The organism is Enterobacter sp. BNK-34 (assembly GCF_048684445.1).
Lineage (GTDB): Bacteria > Pseudomonadota > Gammaproteobacteria > Enterobacterales > Enterobacteriaceae > Enterobacter > Enterobacter pseudoroggenkampii.
In genome coordinates, this window is the sequence record NZ_JBLQUA010000001.1 from 4,361,823 (window position 1) to 4,378,859 (window position 17,037).

The window sequence follows — 17,037 nt, forward strand, 5'->3', positions numbered from 1 at the left end:
GTATTTTAATGCCCTTTTACTAATTTTAATAAATACTGTCCATAATGGTTTTTTGCTAATTTAGAACCAATAGCCGTAAGGGTCTCATCATTTAACCATCCATTTCGCCAGGCAATCTCTTCTGGACAAGCTACCATCATACCCTGACGTTTTTGAACTGTTTCGACAAAACTTCCGGCCTCAATTAAACTATCATGGGTGCCGGTATCAAGCCATGCAAAACCGCGACCTAACAATTCGACATTTAAATTATTATTGTTAAGGTAAATTTCATTGACTGTTGTTATTTCTAACTCGCCTCTTGCCGACGGTTTTATATTTTTTGCAATATCAATGACGTTATTGTCATAAAAATAGAGTCCCGTCACCGCCCAATTAGACTTAGGCTGAGCTGGTTTTTCCTCTATACTTATTGCCTTGAAATCACTATTAAATTCAACCACACCGAACCGCTGTGGATCCATGACTTGGTAGCCGAAGACTGTTGCCCCACTTATTCTACTACTCGCCAGCTGTAATTTAGGTGTGAATCCTTGTCCGAAGAAAATATTATCGCCTAATACTAAACAGACTGGCTCTTGCCCAATAAAATTCTCACCTATAATGAAGGCCTGTGCCAAACCATCAGGATTTGGTTGAATAGCGTAACTCAAATTAATACCAAATTGACTGCCATCCCCCAAAAGTCTTACAAAACCGCTCTGATCTTCAGGTGTTGTTATTATAAGTATATCTTTGATACCTGCCAGCATTAAAACGGACAAGGGATAATAAATCATTGGTTTATCATAAACGGGAAGAAGTTGTTTAGATACTCCCAAAGTTACAGGATACAGCCTGGTACCAGAGCCACCAGCGAGAATTATACCCTTCATTCATTATCTCCATATTGTTTTGATAACCAAGATGTGTAAGCACCACTTTTCACATTATTGATCCACCCTTGATTATTGAGATACCATTCAACCGTTTTACGAATGCCACTGTAAAAAGTCTCTTGTGGTTTCCAGCCTAATTCTTCAGCTATTTTGTGCGCATCGATTGCATATCTTCTGTCATGGCCTGGGCGATCAGCTACATAACGGATCTGACTGCGGTAAGATGTCCCTTTAGGTACAATTTCATCCAACAGATCGCAAATCGTATGGACCACGTCCAGGTTCTGCTTCTCGTTATGGCCGCCAATGTTGTATGTTTCACCCGGTTTCCCTTGAGTGACAACGGTGTAGAGTGCACGCGCATGATCTTCTACATACAGCCAGTCACGGATTTGATCGCCTTTACCGTAAATTGGCAGAGCTTTACCTTCCAGCGCATTCAGAATAACCAACGGGATCAGTTTTTCCGGGAAATGGTACGGGCCGTAGTTATTCGAACAGTTGGTGACGATAGTCGGGAAACCGTAGGTACGAAGCCAGGCACGCACGAGATGGTCACTGGAGGCTTTCGACGCTGAATACGGGCTGCTTGGTGCATACGCGGTGGTTTCTGTGAAGAGTGGCAGCTCAGTTGATTCCGGATGTTCATCAGGATGCGGTAAATCACCATACACTTCGTCGGTAGAGATGTGATGGAAACGAAACGTTTTCTTCGCCTGCTCATCCAACGTAGACCAGTACGCTCGAGCGGCTTCCAGAAGCACATAGGTGCCGACGATATTGGTTTCGATAAACGCAGCCGGGCCGGTAATTGAACGATCGACGTGACTTTCAGCTGCCAGGTGCATCACCGCATCAGGCTTGTGTTTTGCGAAAATGCGATCCATAGCGTCTTTGTCGCAAATATCTGCATGTTCAAAGGCATAGCGGTCGCTTTCGCTGACTTCACTAAGCGACTCAAGATTACCGGCATAGGTCAGCTTATCCACATTGACGACGTCGTCCTGGGTATTTTTAATAATATGTCGTACAACTGCTGAGCCGATAAAGCCGGCACCGCCCGTCACAAGAATTTTCACGTTATCTGTTCCGTCTGTTGGAAATGTCTGGATACTGACGCTCTGAAACCTGACCATTTAGAAACGGTTTCAGAAATTGAGCACGCTACCGCCCCTGGCTTAACAGCTACCAGTGTACTGAGCGGTGTTTGATTAAATGATTTTTCTTGTCTGGATACAGACAAAAACTGGCGTTAATTGTCGTCCTAAACGACCTTAGAAACAAGCACAAATCGCTACAAACCTGCTCAGGCTTGAATCAGATAACTCAATGTTATCATTAGTATTAATAACGAAAAACGGCAGTCATCATTATGGATATGCTTCAACACACCTTAATGATGACTGCCGCTGGTTCAAGCCGTGGCAGGAATATCAGTCGTTATTAGCCAGCAACTTTTCAATACGGCTTCTGAACTTCGCCCCTTCTTTCAGGTTACGCAGCCCATAATTTACAAACGCCTGCATATACCCCATTTTCTTACCGCAGTCATAGCTATCGCCGGTCATCAGCATGGCGTCCACGGACTGCTTCTTCGCTAACTCAGCAATCGCGTCGGTCAGTTGGATGCGGTCCCAGGCGCCTGGCTCGGTTTTTTCAAGTTCCGCCCATATATCTGCGTTCAGAACATAACGGCCAACCGCCATCAGGTCCGAATCAAGCGTCTGTGGCTGATCCGGTTTTTCAATGAACTCGACGATGCGGCTCACCTGCCCTTCCGTCTCAAGCGCTTCTTTCGTCTGAATTACGGAGTACTCAGAGAGATCGCCTTTCATGCGTTTAGCCAGGACCTGGCTACGCCCTGTTTCATTGAAACGTGCCACCATTGCCGCCAGGTTGTAACGTAGCGGATCGGCAGAAGCGTTATCAATGATGATGTCCGGCAGCACAACGATGAACGGGTTATCGCCCACTACTGGACGGGCACACAAAATCGAGTGGCCGAGACCCAGCGGCTGCGCCTGGCGCACGTTCATAATGGTCACGCCTGGAGGACAAATAGACTGAACTTCCGCCAGCAGCTGGCGTTTGACTCGCTGCTCCAGCAACGCTTCGAGTTCGTAAGAGGTGTCGAAGTGGTTTTCAACCGCGTTCTTGGACGAGTGGGTAACCAGGACGATTTCTTTGATCCCTGCAGCAACAATCTCGTCGACAATGTACTGAATCATTGGCTTATCGACGATCGGCAGCATCTCTTTTGGAATGGCTTTTGTGGCTGGCAGCATATGCATGCCCAGACCTGCTACCGGAATGACTGCTTTCAAATTGATCATTATCTCTTCCACCTTAAAATGGTTGACGAAGTATAAACCGTGTCAGGAAAAATGCCTGATAAAGAAAGTCTACTGCGTCGAATGCAAATCACGTTTAGTTCAGAACGCTGATTACTTAAGTTCATTACGCTATAAGTGTGACCCAGAATCGTCAAAAACCCTATCAATAAAGAAGCCGTAGAGTCTGTTTCCGACAAATCCCAGATCAGCAGCCGCTATTCAGAAACGAACGTGATGTCATCTTTCTTCTCATGAACGAACTCATACTTCAACGTACGGTCCAGCCCTTGAGATAAGGTATAAGGCGCTTTAAAACCTGATGTGTGTACTTTCGTGGCATCAAATTGAGTGGTGGCACAGAATTTTTTGACACGAACGGAACTGATCGCATACTTCTTACCAGTCACTTTGCTAAGAATATCAAAGCAAAAGCCACCAAGCATACCTAAAGGATAAGGGAGATGAACTGATGGGATTTTTTTGCTAAGGCTCTTTTCCACCTCAGCAACCAGCTGATTCATATTCAGATCGGGCTTATCGACATAATTGTATACGTCGTAGCCAGGTTTGACGTTGCTCAATCGGAATTTGATAAACTCCACAATATTGCCGACATAAGCCATAGACTTGTAGTTAGTTCCGGCCCCCACCATTGCGAATTTGCCACCCGCAATTTGCTTAAGAAGATTGAAGACATTGCCACGATTGCGTTCACCAAAAATGACCGTTGGACGAACAATTGTCAGAGATCGCTCTTCTGGAGCTTTGTTGAACCATTCACGCAGCACCTCTTCCGCCTGCCACTTACTTTTACCATAGTGGTTAAAAGGATCGTGCGGGTGAGATTCGTCAGGATTGACTTTATTGAGACCATAAACAGCAACTGAGCTGGTAAAAATAATGTTCTTAACATTATTTTTTTCCATCGCTGCCAGTACATTACGTGTACCCTGAACGTTTACATCATAGTAGAGCGACGTTGGGCTGACATCATCACGATGCTCGGCGGCGAGCAATACCACCGTGTCGAAACCGGCAAGAGCCTGATCGAGTTGCTCCTGATTGCGTACATCTCCGGAAACAGTAATCTCAGGGTAGAAATGGCTTTGCTGTTTGTCGAAGTTGGTGACATCAAACTCAGCCTTTGAAATCTCGATCAAACGAGTCCCAACGAAGCCGGACGCGCCAATAAACAAAACTTTATCGTTCATAAACCACTCAGTGCATTTGTGTTTGGCAAACCTCCGGTAATCTCTGCATTCCCTGAGGTATCGCTAATGATAAGACAGAACTGACGAAAATGTGGCACGGATTATAACCCCTAAAATCGCTGAGTTCAGTAACAAATTTTAGGGGTTACCGCGCACTCAATGAGATATGATGTCAAGACTTACTTCCTGAAGGAAGGAAGCACAAAGTTCAGCCTTTCCACATTCACCACCTGCTGGTCGACGCGGTCAATATCCACCGAGCTTTGCCCCTTCTCATTAACGGCTTTTATGTTCGCCAGCGACAGCAGCGTCTCGTCTTTCGCCATAAATTTACCCCGCACATCCTTGCGCAGGTCGAAGTTGATCTTCAGGGCGGGCCCCACAGCAGCTTCCTGCATCACATTGATGTTGCGTAAAAAAAGATGTTGCGGCTTGTTGTGTAATTCAAGCGTAGCACGCTGCATATCCACGTTGGTTATCGCCACAAACGAGGTCGCGTTACCGGATGAAATCTGTATTCCTCGCAATTTATAGGCAAGCTGGCGGTTATCGAGGTGAATATTGTTGAGCTTGAAGTTCTGCGGGATGGACAAATAATCGCCTTTTATCACCCCATAGCCAATTAACATTCCGGCACTGTTCACCATATCGACATTATCAATAATGAAATTATCACAGCCATAAATGGCCACCGTGGCGTTGTCTATTCCCGCCTTTTTACTGAAGTCGGGAGTAATATTTTTGGCCTTAATATTGCGGATAACAAAGTGTTTGCCGTTTTCCACGTGCACCAGTTGGCGACAGTTGCTGCCGGTAATGTTGGCCACCACGAAGTTCTTGACGGTTTGCTTCTCCGGATAGTCATTATCGTAGGTGCTGCCGGCGAGGCCAATGCCGATGCCCCAGTTGATCTTGCCGTTGGTGCAGTTGATGTTGTCGATGACATGATCGGAGATCAGGATATTGCGATCGTTGATGGCGACGTTCCACTCGATCGCATCGCCCTGCAGGTGACTAAATTTGCTGTTGGTGATGCGCGCTCCGTCCACCTGGTTATGGAAACCCTGACGCAGGATGGCGTAGTTGGCCTGACTCACGCTGATGTTATCAATCAGCAAATTGCGCATCACGCTGGGTTTCTTGCCGCCGATGTAGATCTGCGTCACCGGGCCAAACCCGCTCATGGCCAGCCCTTTGATAACGCAGTCAGAGCCGCGAACGTCGAGCGTAATGTTCTCCGTGCGGCCCGCACCTTCACCTATCACTTTGCTGCCTTCCTGCAGAACAAAGCGGCCGCGCCCGTTACCGGTTAACGCCCCGCGGATCAGCAGCGTTTTACCGTCGGGAATGAAAATACCCGTGTTGATGTTTTCGCAGGTGAGCCCGGCAGGGACCACAACCGTGTCGCCATCAGTAAATGCCTGCTTAAAGGCGGCGATCCAGTCGTTGTTATTGTACTGATTAACAGAGACCGTTCTTCCGGTTGCCGCCCGCGCAATGCGTGACGACAGCAGCGGCGTGGCCGCCAGAACGGACAGAGAAGAGACAAATGTGCGTCGGGTAATCTTTTTCAGCATACATCCTCGGCGTTACAACGTTTGCAGCAGGCTCGCTAACTGGCGATTAATCACCTGCTGGTTAAATTCGGTTTCAACTTTTTGCCGTGCATTATGAAGCACGGGCTCCAGCGTCTGCTGGTCGATGTCGCTGAAGGCAGCTAATCGGTCCGCAAGGGCTATCGCGTTATTCTCCGGCACCAGCCAGCCGGAATGGTCAGACTTAATCAGCTCCGGGATCCCGCTGTGCAGGGTCGATACCACAGGAATACCTACGGCCATCGCCTCCATCAGCGCCACCGGAATGCCTTCCATATCGCCATCGGCGCCCGTCACCGAGGGCAGCAGAAACACATCCGCCTCGTCGAGCATGGCCTTGACCTCGTGGCTCGGCTTGAAGCCGGGCATCTCTACGACATCTTCCAGCTGATACTGTTCGATAAGCGTGCGCAGACGACGCTCCCACGGCCCAATCCCGAGAATGCGGTAGTGGAAATCCACCCCGCGCGCTTTCAGCTGGCGGCAGGCTTCAATCGCCACATGCAGCCCTTTCTTCTCGGTCAGACGCGCGACGGAGATGATCTGCAGCGGTGTTCCCGGCACCTTTACAGGACGACGCGTGAAGCGCGTTAAATCCACGCCCATACGCGAAACGGCAATTTTCTCTCCCGGACAGCCCATGTTTTTCAGCCGTCCGGCCCACAGGTCGCTGATCGGCAGCATCATGTCGCCGCGTCGGAAAAGCTGCTGATACTCCGGGGTGTAGTGGTTCAGCACTTCACGGCTGGAGATGTCGATACCGTGGAAGATGGTCGCAATTTTACCGTCAATCACCCCCAGTTCACGCAGCTTCGCGGCGGTGACGCCCGCCGGGCCAAAGTGGGCAATAAACACGTCGGCACGATACGGCTGCGCCGTTTGCCCGCAGATGGCCGACAGGATCAGATTGCGTGACTCAGCCCCATAGCGGGAAACATTCAGCGCCCGCCACGTCGACGCGCGGTGGATCCCGCGTAAGGTCAGGCTGGCCCGGTGGCGCAGCTTGCTCAGCTTCCCGGACGGCTCATCCTGCAGCCAGCGGGTTTTCGCCTCCAGCCCATACTGGGTATACGCCGCATGGGTGTTTTGGGTATCGCCCTTTTGCAGGGCGATAATCTCCACGTCATATCCCATATCGATAAACGCGGTGATTTGGTTCAGAACAAAGGTTTCGGACGACAGCGGAAATTTCAGTAAGAAGAAACCAACCTTCATTTCCCCTCCCGTACGCGATCGAGTACCGATTTCACCATCCCAATGCCCTTCTCGCGCTCGGCTTTCACCGCCACCGCCAGACGTTCATTGATAGCAGGCAGTTGGCCGAGCGTGTCCCCCACCATCGCCCCGAGCGATCCGTCCAGCAGATGACGAATATCCACCGCCATTTCCGGCATACCGAGCTGCTGCATAATCCCGGCGGACTTGTGCTCATAGTTAATGGCAATGGCCGGCGTGCCGAAGTTCATGGAGATAATGGCGGAGTGCAGACGGGTGCCCACCGTCAGGTCGCAGGCGGAGAGCAGCTTGCCCATCTCCAGGTCGTTCAGTTCATCCATCACCACGTGATAGCGGGACGGATCGTTCACAAGATTGCGCAGGTTCAGCGCCACCATACGGTCGTCTTTGTTGTAACTGTCGATACCGGTGCAGGTTGAGAGCGCCAGCACCTGGTAACCGCTGTCCAGCACGCGGTTTACCACGTCGGCGAAGGCTTTCTCATACGCCGCCTGCGTCGTGCCTAAACGTTTATCAAAGGGCGCCAGCTCGCGCAGGGTTATTGCGACGGTTTTCTGTTTCGCCGCCACGTCGAGCCAGTGCTGCACCGCGTAGCTCGCCTGGAAGCTGTCGTCCTGATGATCCACCAGCCAGGCGGTATCCACGCCGTGCTCAACTTTTGAGGTGTCAATTTCGCTGCGCTTCATCATGTCGAGGCTGACCGACTCGCGCAGGATCAGCGCATCGCAGTGGCCAAACACATAGTTCGCCAGCTGGTTAAACTGCGGATCCTGGAAAGGCCCCACGCTGTGGCCGATCATAAACAGCGGCTTTTTCGCCATGAACGTGCACAGCGCATGCTCAAACTGCGGCACGCCGTAGAGATCGACGAAGAACGAGCCGCCGACCTGGATAATGGCGTCATAGCCGGACAGCAGGCGAACAAAGTCGGTAAAGCCCTGCGCGATAGCGATGTTGCGCAGCTTGCCGGTATCGGTCACACGGGAAAGCAGCACCTGGTGCTGATAGCGACGACGCAGCACTTTCTTCACGCGGCCCATCACTCCCGCGGCGTTGTTATGCTGTTTCATCTGGCTGTAGAGCGGGTCGCCCATCACCGGGCGGTTCAGTAACCAGGATGAGCTGACCGGATAACGGCTCATCACGTCCACTTCGGTCTCAGGCTTAAGGGTGTTAATTGCATCCAGTAAACCGCGCAGGATGGCGCTGTCGCCACGGTTGCCGCAGGTATGGTTGCCAAGAATTAATAATTTCATAATGGCCTCTTAAATAACTAGCCTGCGCGAAGCAGCGTTTTCATTTTTTCGTTACGGCAAAACTGGCGCTTCATCTCTACCACCAGCGCATTGCGAGAAAGTACGATCATCACGACGAAGGCCAGCACTCCCGCGGCAACCTGCACCGCCAGCAGCGCGGCCAGCGGCAAGTGGCCGCTGAGGATGATGCCCAGGCCGTAGCTCACCGCCAGGGTTGGCAATGAGAGATAGAACGGCAGCCACAGGCTCAGGATGTACTGACGGTAGCTGGAACCCAGCACCGGCTTGATCATGATGAAGTAGCTCAGAACGGTATTGACGATCTGCACCAGCAGGAAGCCCAGCGTCACGCCGATGGCGCCCGCCATATGCCCGCCGACGATAATCGCCGGAATAAACAGGAAGGTTTTGAACACATTGAACTTAAAGCTGATGTCCACGCGCGCTTTTGCCATCAGCAGGGACCCAATTGGATTCCCCACGGAGCGCAGCAGCCCTACCACGCACAGCAGCTGCAGGATCGGAATGATGCCGTTCCACTTTTCACCAAACACCAGCGGCACGAAGTTGCTGGACACCACCATCAGCCCCAGCAGCACCGGGAAGTTAATAATCCCCACCACGGAAAGCAGCTTGTAGAAGTTGACGCGCAGCTTCTCGGTGTCGTCCTGAATCTTGGCAAACGCCGGGAACAGGACGCGGGTGATAATCGGGTTCAGCTTCATCGGCGGCACCACCGCGACGTTGTAGGCCAGGTTGTAGCCCCCCGCCACGCTCGCGCCAAGAATACGCGCCAGCACCAGCGTCGACAGGTTGGTATTCACATAGTTGATGATGCTGTCCGCCGTCAGCCACGCGCCAAAGCGCAGGTTGGACGAGACGGACGCCAGCGAGAAATGCAGCCCCGGACGGTAGATCTTGCGGCCAAAGTAGCCGAACAGCAGCGTACGGACGGCAGAGTTAACCAGGTATCCCAGAATAGCGGTCATCGCCAGCGGCCAGAAATGGGCGCTCACCACGGTGAAGGTAAAGCCCGCCAGAACGGCGCTGGTCTCAATCATGCCGATCTTGTTGAACTCCAGCTCTTTCTGCATCAGCGCGCGGAACTGCTGTCCGTGCGGGATCACCACGAAAGCAAACGACAGCGTGCGCATCAGCGGAGCGAGATCCGGGTTGTGCAGCACGCTGGCGATGGTATCGCTCAGCAGAAACACCAGCACAAACACGAAAATCCCCAGCCCCACGTTCAGCCAGTAGAGCGTGGTCAGCTCCAGATGGCTAATCTCTTTGCGCTGGATAATCGAGTTGGCGATACCAAAATCAGACAGCGTATCGGCCAGCGCGATAATCACCAGCGAGACGGTCAGCAGGCCGAACTGGTGATTATCAATAATGCGCGCCAGCACGGTCATCTGCACCAGACCGAGGCCAATGATTACGATGGTCGCCATCGCTGACCACTTCGCCCCGCTGATGGTTTTTTCACGTAAGCTCATCTTAGTACGCCGCTTTGTTCACGAAACCTTTGAAGATGGTCAGAAAAACAATCTTGATATCGAACCAGATACTCCATTCACGGATGTACTCCAGATCGAATTCGATACGTTTTTCCATTTTTTCCAGCGTGTCGGTTTCGCCGCGCCAGCCGTTGATCTGCGCCCAACCGGTGATGCCCGGCTTCACCTTATGGCGCAGCATGTAGCCCTCAATCAGCGAGCGATACTGCTCGTTGTGCGCCACCGCGTGCGGACGCGGGCCAACAATCGACATGCCGCCGGTAAAGACGTTGATAAACTGCGGCAGTTCATCCAGCGAGGTGCGGCGCAGGAAGTTCCCCACGCGGGTGACGCGCGGATCGTTCTGCGTTGCCTGGGTCACCACCTTGTCGTTTTCCATCACCTTCATGGAGCGGAATTTCCACACCATAATCGGCTTACCGTCCATACCGTAGCGGGTCTGGCGGAAGATAACCGGGCCGGGAGAGCTCAGCTTCACCGCCAGCGCAATGCAGCACAGAACAGGCGAAATCAGCAGCAGGATCAGTGAAGAGAGCACGATATCTTCCACGCGCTTCAGCACGCGGTTAATGCCCGACAGCGGCGTGTCGTATAGCGGTACCACCGGCACGCCGTTCACCTCTTCAATACGGGAGTGAAGGATGTTGAAGGTAAACACGTCCGGGATCAGGATCACGGAGCAGGTGGTGTCCGCCAGCTCGCGCATCAGTTGCTTAATGCGGGATTCGTCTCTCATCTGCATGGCAATGTAGACGTTGTGAATTTTGCCGGCTTTCGCGTCTTCAATAAGCTGGTCGTAATTACCCGCCCAGTCCGCAGGCACGCCGCCCGGCTTCGCGTCGTGATAAATCCCCACCACTTCAAACCCTAACCATGGCTCTTTGCGGAAGCTGTCGAGCAGCACCTTCCCGACCGGCAGATCGCCCGCCACGGCAACGAAGCGACGGTTATAACCCCGGTTACGCAGCCAGCCCGCACCAAAGCGGATCAGGGAGCGGCACACCACCATGCCGACGCTGGTTAACAGATACCAGCAGAGATAGGTGACGAGGCGATTGTCAAAATCATGGCTGAACGCCACCAGGCCTGCGCTGAAGATCAGGCTAAGGGTCCAGTTCTGCAGCAGCAGCATCAGTTCGGTAGTCATTTTGACGCCGCGCCACGAGCGGTAGAAATCGGTCATTCCGCCGATCATTTGAAACACGACCAGCGCAATCAGGGCCATCAGCAGATGCATATATAAGAACGGCAGCCCGCTGATCCGACACACCGCCCACAATCCACCGACCATGATGGTGATATCAGAAAAACGCTGCACCATAGAGATTAACGATGCATTCGTTCTCGCTCGTTCGCGTTTTTTTAGATTCGTCATCGTTGTTCCTGTATTCGGTTCCCCCTCCCACCGGGAGGGGCAATTATTACTGATTCAACAGCGCCAGAATGTCCTTCGTTCGGGCTTCCATCAGCGCGGTGTCAGCACGGGACTCCACGTTCAGGCGCACCACCGGCTCGGTGTTGGACGAGCGCAGGTTAAAGCGCCACTGCGGGAACGCCATGCTGATGCCGTCCGTACGGTCAATTTCCAGCGCGTGAAGCGCAAAATGCTGCTCCACGCGGGCAATGGCCTCGGCCGGCTGCGCCAGCTTGCTGTTGATCTCCCCGCTCGCCGGGAACGCCGCCATGCGGTCACGCACCAGCTCGCCCAGCGTCTGCCCCTTCAGGCACAGCAGCTCGGTGACCAGCAGCCACGGGATCATCCCGCTGTCGCAGTAGGCAAAATCACGGAAGTAGTGGTGGGCGCTCATCTCGCCGCCGTAAATGGCGTCTTCTTCGCGCATGCGCTCTTTGATGAAGGCGTGGCCGGTTTTGGACATCACCGGCGTGCCGCCTGCCGCGGACACCACGTCGACGGTGTTCCATGACAGACGCGGGTCATGAATGATTTTCGCGCCCGGGTTTTTCTCAAGGAACGCTTCCGCCAGCAGGCCGACAATGTAGTAGCCCTCGATGAACTGCCCTTTCTCGTCGAACAGGAAGCAGCGGTCGAAGTCACCGTCAAAGGCGATACCCATGTCCGCACCGTGCTCAATCACCGCGTTGCGGGTGTCGTCGCGGCACTCCGGCAGCAGCGGGTTAGGAATACCGTTCGGGAAGTTGCCGTCCGGGGTGTTGTGCACTTTGACGAAGGTCACCGGCACGTTCAGCGCCTTAAAGCGCGCTTCAAGGGCATCGACAACCGGGCCGGCCGCGCCGTTACCGGAGTTGATCACCAGCTTCAGCGGCTTGAGGTTCGCCACGTTGATGTAGCCCAGCAGGTGGTCGATGTACTCTTTCTGCAGGTTGATTTTTTTGTAGCTGCCGCGCTTAGCCTCATTCACCGGCGGGAAATCGTTGGCTTCCGCCAGACGCTGCACGTCGCGCAGGCCGGTGTCGCCGCTGATAGGGCGTGCGCCCTTGCGCACCAGCTTCATGCCGTTATAGTCCATCGGGTTGTGGCTGGCCGTCACTTCGATACCGCCGTCCACGCCCAGGTGGAAGGTGGCAAAGTAAATCTCTTCGGTGCCGGAAAGACCGATGTCCAGCACGTCCACGCCCGCGTCCTGCAGCCCTTTCGCCAGGGCCAGCTTCAGGGATTCGCTGGTCAGGCGCACGTCGCCGCCCAGCACGATGGTCTGCGGTTTTAAGTATTCGCCGTACGCGCGGCCAATGCGCCACGCAATGTCTTCATTCAGCTCTTCGCCCAGCTTGCCGCGAATATCGTAGGCTTTAAAACAGGTTAATTTTTCCATGATGACCCCTTTTTCAGGCAACAGTCGGCCCTGACCACTAAATGGCCAAATTAATTTTTTTGTCATTCGTAGGCCCGGTAAGCGCAGCGCCACCGGGCATAATGCAGAGTGCTACACCCGCCCGTAGCGGTCCTGGAAGCGCACGATATCGTCCTCTTCCAGATACGAGCCGGAACGCACCTCAATTAAGTCGAGAGGAATTTTCCCCGGGTTCTCCAGACAGTGCGTCGCCCCCAGCGGAATATAAATGGACTCGTTTTCACCCAGCAGTTTGACTTCACCGTCGATAGTGACTTTGGCGGTACCCGCCACCACCACCCAGTGCTCGGCGCGGTGATGGTGCATCTGTACCGACAGCCCCTCGCCCGGCTTCACGGTGATGCGTTTCACCTGATAGCGGTCACCGGAATCAATGGAGTCATATTTCCCCCACGGACGGTACACTTCGCGGTGAATATGGTGCTCGTGGCGACCATCCGCCTTAATTTTCTCCACCACTTTTTTAACGTCCTGCACGGCGTTACGGTCGGCAATCAGCACGGCGTCTTTGGTCTGGACAACCACCAGATCTTTCACCCCGACCGTGGTGACCAGGCCGGACTCGGCGTAGACGTAGCTATTTTCCGTTTTGTGGCTAATGACATCGCCGTGATGGACGTTACCCTCCGGGGTATGGGCGCTGATCTCCCACAGGGAGGACCAGGAGCCCACATCGCTCCAGCCCGCATCCATCGGCACCACAACGGCATCTGCCGTGCGCTCCATCACCGCGTAGTCAATGGACTCTTCCGGGCAGGCGAGGAACGCCTCTTCATCCACGCGGATGAAGTCGAGATCCGGGTCCACCACCGCCATCGCTTTCTCGCAGGCGTTCAGAATATCCGGGCGGTATTTGCGCAGCTCTTCCAGATAGCGTCCGGCGCGGAACAGGAACATCCCGCTGTTCCAGTAATACTCACCGCTGGCAACGTAGGCCTGCGCGGTTTCCAGATTCGGTTTTTCGACAAACTGCGCCACGTCAAACGCCACGCTGTCGCCTTCACCCGGCGCCACGCTGCCGCGACGGATGTAGCCGTAGCCGGTTTCCGGCAGATCCGGCACGATGCCGAAGGTCACCAGTTTGCCGCTTTCGGCGTAAGGAATGGCCGCACGGACCGCGTCGCGGAATGCGTCTTCCTGTTGGATAACGTGGTCTGCCGCCAGAACCAGCATCAGCGGGTCACAGTCCGGGCTGCTGCGTTTTGCCGCCAGCGCCGCCAGGGCGATCGCAGGCGCGGTGTTACGACCGGCAGGCTCCAGGATGATGTTTTCAGTAAGTTTGTTCAGCTGGCGCAGCTGCTCGGCAACAATAAAGCGGTGCTGTTCGTTACAAATTACCACCGGGCTTTCACACTCCACGCCGTGCAGACGGTTGACCGTCGTCTGCAGCATGGTGAGATCCCCTTTCAGACAGAGGAACTGTTTTGGATAGAGCACGCGGGACAGCGGCCACAACCGGCTACCAGAGCCACCAGCCATCACAACCGGATACAAAGTGGTTTGACTCATGATTTATCCCCGTATATCTGCAATAAATTGGCTCAGCACGTTCTCTTTCTCGAGCGTGCGTTCGGCATATTCACGTGCCACCGTGTTCACTTTTGGCATGGCAAGTGCCTGCTCAATTCCGGTGACCAGCGCCGGGACCGATTCCGGCTCCACGCACACGGCAATGCCCGGATAGCTGTCACACAGCTGGCCTAATTCTGTTTCGGCTTCTGCCGTAATCACCGCGTTGCCGCCCACTGCCAGAATGTTGGTCAGCTTGGACGGCAGCACCGCATCCGCGGCACCGCGTTTTTGCACCACCAGATGGCAGTCACCCATCTTCAGCAGCGCAGGCAGTGCCTCGTAAGACTGAAGCGGGAAAAATTTCACGTTGGTCAGGCCGCGTTCGCCGACCATTTTTTCCAGCCGCGCTTTTCCACCACCCTGCCCGACAATCACAAACGTCCACGGATGTTGGTTCAGCAGTTGGGCCGCTTCAATCACACTCTCCAGCCCCTGCTTTTCGCCGATGTTGCCTGAGTAAAGAATGATTTTTTGATCTTCAGGCAAGCCAAGCTGCGCGCGCAGCGCCTGAGCGTCTTGCTCAGTCACGTCGCGAAAACGCGCCACTTCGGACCAGTTCGGGAAGAAGATCACCTTTTCCGCCGGGACGCCCTTCTCCTGCGCCTTGTTCATCATCGAGCGTGAAATCGTTGAGACGTAATCCACGTTGTGTAAGCCACTGCGCTCAAACGCGCTGGCGAGCTTAGCCACCTTGCCGCCCTTGCTTTTGCCTGCCATCCCCAGGCCCAGCATGGCGTCAACTTCATAATCCTGAATGTGCAGCAGGGTGCGCGCGCCGGAGAGTTTGCCCAGCAGGCGCATGCCCGGCGTGCAAAACAGCGTTGGCACCACGCCGATGATGCGATCCGGCTTCCAGCGGCGCTGCGCCATCAGCGGGAAGAAACTGCTCAGGGCAAAGCTGCCGAGATGAATCAACCGTTTCAGCGTCGAGGGCTGCTTAGGCACATACAGCGGGCAGCGCCAGACGGTCGCTGCACCCTCTTCGCGACGGTAGCGCCAGCTTGAGTAGCGCTCCCCGACTTTCCATTCCGGGTAGTACGGCGGCGCGGTAATGACCCGCACGTCATGTCCCTGGCTCGCCATCCACTCGACCATCTCGCCGGTGTATTTCCCGATGCCGGTTAGCTCCGGCGAGTAGTTGATTCCGTACACTAAAATTTTCATAAGCCCGGCACTCCGGACTGACGATCGGCCAGGAAATAGGCACGGCTGTTGTCGTGCACATTGTCGCTGGCCAGCAGCGCCTCTGGCGTCTGCCAGCGGTAGTCGTCATGCTGAGAATCAGGCAGACGCAGGTCTGCCTCACTCACCTTCAGGCGGAACCCCAGCACGATGTAGTGCGTGGTGAACCCCGTGCCCGAAAAGTTATCGTCATAGAAGTGCTGCCAGACCCCGTAAAACTGGCCCGCCGCCATCGGCAACTGCAGGCCCAGTTCCGCCAGAGTGAGACGCTCAAACGCATCGCTCAACGTCTCATCCTTCTGCACGCGCCCGCCGGGCACGAACCAGAAGCCCTGTGCAGGACGGTTGGTTCGTTTCCCCAGCAAGAACTCGCCGCGTTCGTTCTCCACGATCAAATCAATTGAGATGAGCGGAGTGGAACGCACTACCGTGGCAAAATCTTCCTGACTTAAAAACATCGTTACCCCCGGAAGCGGTGCTGGTTTTCCAGGAACCACTGGTAGGTACTGGCCAGTCCCTGCTCCAGTGACACCTCGTGATACCAGCCCAGCTGATGCAGACGGGTCACGTCCAGCAGCTTGCGCGGCGTACCGTCCGGCTTGGTGGCGTCAAACACCACGCGACCTTTGTAACCCACCACCTGCGCGATGGTTTGCGCCAGCTCGCGAATGGTGCAGTCCACGCCGGTACCGACGTTGATATGCGACAGCATCGGCTCGGTGTTCTCCTGCCACACTTCGCGATCCAGCTCCATCACGTGAATGCTGGCGGCAGCCATGTCGTCCACGTGCAGGAATTCACGCATCGGCGTACCGCTGCCCCACACCACCACGTCCGGTGCGTTCTCGGCAGTCGCCTCGTGGAAGCGGCGCAGCAGCGCCGGGATCACGTGTGAGTTGCTCGGGTGGAAATTGTCGTGCGGTCCGTACAGGTTGGTCGGCATCACCGAACGATAGTCGCGGTTGTACTGACGGTTATAGGACTCGCACAGCTTGATCCCGGCAATCTTGGCAATCGCGTACGGCTCGTTGGTTGCTTCAAGCGTGCCCTGCAGCAGCTCGCTTTCGGCGATCGGCTGCTTCGCCATTTTCGGGTATATACAGGATGAGCCGAGGAACAGCAGCTTGTTCACGTTGTGCAGATGCGCCGCGTGAATGATGTTGCTCTCGATCATCATGTTCTCGTAGATGAAATCCGCCGGGTAAGTGTTGTTGGCAACAATGCCGCCCACCTTCGCCGCCGCCAGATACACCTGGTCAATGCGTTCGTTAGCAAAGAAGTCCTGTACCGCACGGCTGTCGAGCAGGTTCAGCTCGTCGCGGGTGCGGACAATCACTTCTACGTCACCGCGCTGCTCGAGCTGGCGCACAATCGCGGACCCCACCATTCCGCGATGACCGGCGACAAAAATACGTTGTTTTGTCAT

General features: G+C 54.4%; 14 protein-coding genes. All 14 read right to left on the minus strand.

The window, feature by feature from the left end:
* Nucleotides 1–5: 5 nt before the first annotated feature.
* Nucleotides 6–875 carry a glucose-1-phosphate thymidylyltransferase RfbA gene (rfbA, locus tag ACMGG5_RS21570; protein WP_061714801.1) on the minus strand — a complete coding sequence of 290 codons (870 nt, stop codon included), beginning with the start codon at nt 873–875 and terminating at the stop codon, nt 6–8.
* Complete coding sequence (gene rfbB / locus ACMGG5_RS21575; protein WP_061714800.1) at nt 872–1,957, minus strand: dTDP-glucose 4,6-dehydratase; 1,086 nt, start codon at nt 1,955–1,957, stop codon at nt 872–874. Before rfbB ends, rfbA begins: the two co-directional genes overlap by 4 nt.
* A 354-nt stretch (nt 1,958–2,311) precedes the next feature.
* Entirely contained in the window at nt 2,312–3,211 is a 900-nt protein-coding gene (galF, locus tag ACMGG5_RS21580) for a GalU regulator GalF (RefSeq protein WP_046092891.1), read from the minus strand.
* Nucleotides 3,212–3,426: 215 nt separating this feature from the next.
* The gene (locus ACMGG5_RS21585; RefSeq protein ID WP_061714799.1) at nt 3,427–4,422 is read right to left on the minus strand and encodes an NAD-dependent epimerase/dehydratase family protein; all 996 of its coding nucleotides are present in this window, start codon (nt 4,420–4,422) and stop codon (nt 3,427–3,429) included.
* A 179-nt stretch (nt 4,423–4,601) separates the two neighbouring features.
* Nucleotides 4,602–5,999: a colanic acid biosynthesis protein WcaM gene (wcaM, locus tag ACMGG5_RS21590; RefSeq protein ID WP_420278490.1), complete on the minus strand. Its 1,398-nt coding sequence runs from the start codon at nt 5,997–5,999 to the stop codon at nt 4,602–4,604.
* A gap of 12 nt (nt 6,000–6,011) precedes the next feature.
* Nucleotides 6,012–7,232, minus strand: coding sequence for a colanic acid biosynthesis glycosyltransferase WcaL (gene wcaL, locus ACMGG5_RS21595; protein ID WP_420278491.1), 1,221 nt, complete (start codon nt 7,230–7,232; stop codon nt 6,012–6,014).
* A complete protein-coding gene (gene wcaK, locus ACMGG5_RS21600) occupies nt 7,229–8,509 on the minus strand; it encodes a colanic acid biosynthesis pyruvyl transferase WcaK (RefSeq protein WP_024908095.1) in 1,281 nt (426 codons plus the stop codon). Before wcaK ends, wcaL begins: the two co-directional genes overlap by 4 nt.
* A 17-nt stretch (nt 8,510–8,526) precedes the next feature.
* Nucleotides 8,527–10,005, minus strand: a complete 1,479-nt coding sequence (wzxC, locus tag ACMGG5_RS21605; RefSeq protein ID WP_267216979.1) for a colanic acid undecaprenyl disphosphate flippase WzxC — start codon at nt 10,003–10,005, stop codon at nt 8,527–8,529.
* Between the two features lies 1 nt (nt 10,006).
* Nucleotides 10,007–11,401 carry an undecaprenyl-phosphate glucose phosphotransferase gene (gene wcaJ, locus ACMGG5_RS21610; RefSeq protein ID WP_032646472.1) on the minus strand — a complete coding sequence of 465 codons (1,395 nt, stop codon included), beginning with the start codon at nt 11,399–11,401 and terminating at the stop codon, nt 10,007–10,009.
* 46 nt (nt 11,402–11,447) lie between these two features.
* The gene (gene cpsG, locus ACMGG5_RS21615; protein WP_148769850.1) at nt 11,448–12,818 is read right to left on the minus strand and encodes a colanic acid biosynthesis phosphomannomutase CpsG; all 1,371 of its coding nucleotides are present in this window, start codon (nt 12,816–12,818) and stop codon (nt 11,448–11,450) included.
* Between the two features lie 111 nt (nt 12,819–12,929).
* The gene (cpsB, locus tag ACMGG5_RS21620) at nt 12,930–14,366 is read right to left on the minus strand and encodes a mannose-1-phosphate guanyltransferase (protein WP_024908099.1); all 1,437 of its coding nucleotides are present in this window, start codon (nt 14,364–14,366) and stop codon (nt 12,930–12,932) included.
* Between the two features lie 3 nt (nt 14,367–14,369).
* Nucleotides 14,370–15,593 carry a colanic acid biosynthesis fucosyltransferase WcaI gene (wcaI, locus tag ACMGG5_RS21625; protein WP_024908100.1) on the minus strand — a complete coding sequence of 408 codons (1,224 nt, stop codon included), beginning with the start codon at nt 15,591–15,593 and terminating at the stop codon, nt 14,370–14,372.
* On the minus strand, nt 15,590–16,069 hold the full coding sequence (locus ACMGG5_RS21630; protein WP_024908101.1) for a GDP-mannose mannosyl hydrolase: 480 nt from the start codon (nt 16,067–16,069) through the stop codon (nt 15,590–15,592). Before ACMGG5_RS21630 ends, wcaI begins: the two co-directional genes overlap by 4 nt.
* A 2-nt stretch (nt 16,070–16,071) precedes the next feature.
* Nucleotides 16,072–17,037: a GDP-L-fucose synthase gene (gene fcl / locus ACMGG5_RS21635; RefSeq protein WP_024908102.1), complete on the minus strand. Its 966-nt coding sequence runs from the start codon at nt 17,035–17,037 to the stop codon at nt 16,072–16,074.

Coding starts and splice junctions, on each gene's coding strand:
- rfbA (WP_061714801.1), bottom strand. CDS start 875: ATGAAGGGTATAATTCTCGCTGGTGGCTCTGGTACCAGGCTGTATCCT.
- galF (WP_046092891.1), bottom strand. CDS start 3,211: ATGATCAATTTGAAAGCAGTCATTCCGGTAGCAGGTCTGGGCATGCAT.
- ACMGG5_RS21585 (WP_061714799.1), bottom strand. CDS start 4,422: ATGAACGATAAAGTTTTGTTTATTGGCGCGTCCGGCTTCGTTGGGACT.
- wcaM (WP_420278490.1), bottom strand. CDS start 5,999: ATGCTGAAAAAGATTACCCGACGCACATTTGTCTCTTCTCTGTCCGTT.
- wcaL (WP_420278491.1), bottom strand. CDS start 7,232: ATGAAGGTTGGTTTCTTCTTACTGAAATTTCCGCTGTCGTCCGAAACC.
- wcaK (WP_024908095.1), bottom strand. CDS start 8,509: ATGAAATTATTAATTCTTGGCAACCATACCTGCGGCAACCGTGGCGAC.
- wzxC (WP_267216979.1), bottom strand. CDS start 10,005: ATGAGCTTACGTGAAAAAACCATCAGCGGGGCGAAGTGGTCAGCGATG.
- wcaJ (WP_032646472.1), bottom strand. CDS start 11,401: ATGACGAATCTAAAAAAACGCGAACGAGCGAGAACGAATGCATCGTTA.
- cpsG (WP_148769850.1), bottom strand. CDS start 12,818: ATGGAAAAATTAACCTGTTTTAAAGCCTACGATATTCGCGGCAAGCTG.
- cpsB (WP_024908099.1), bottom strand. CDS start 14,366: ATGAGTCAAACCACTTTGTATCCGGTTGTGATGGCTGGTGGCTCTGGT.
- wcaI (WP_024908100.1), bottom strand. CDS start 15,593: ATGAAAATTTTAGTGTACGGAATCAACTACTCGCCGGAGCTAACCGGC.
- ACMGG5_RS21630 (WP_024908101.1), bottom strand. CDS start 16,069: ATGTTTTTAAGTCAGGAAGATTTTGCCACGGTAGTGCGTTCCACTCCG.
- fcl (WP_024908102.1), bottom strand. CDS start 17,037: ATGACAAAACAACGTATTTTTGTCGCCGGTCATCGCGGAATGGTGGGG.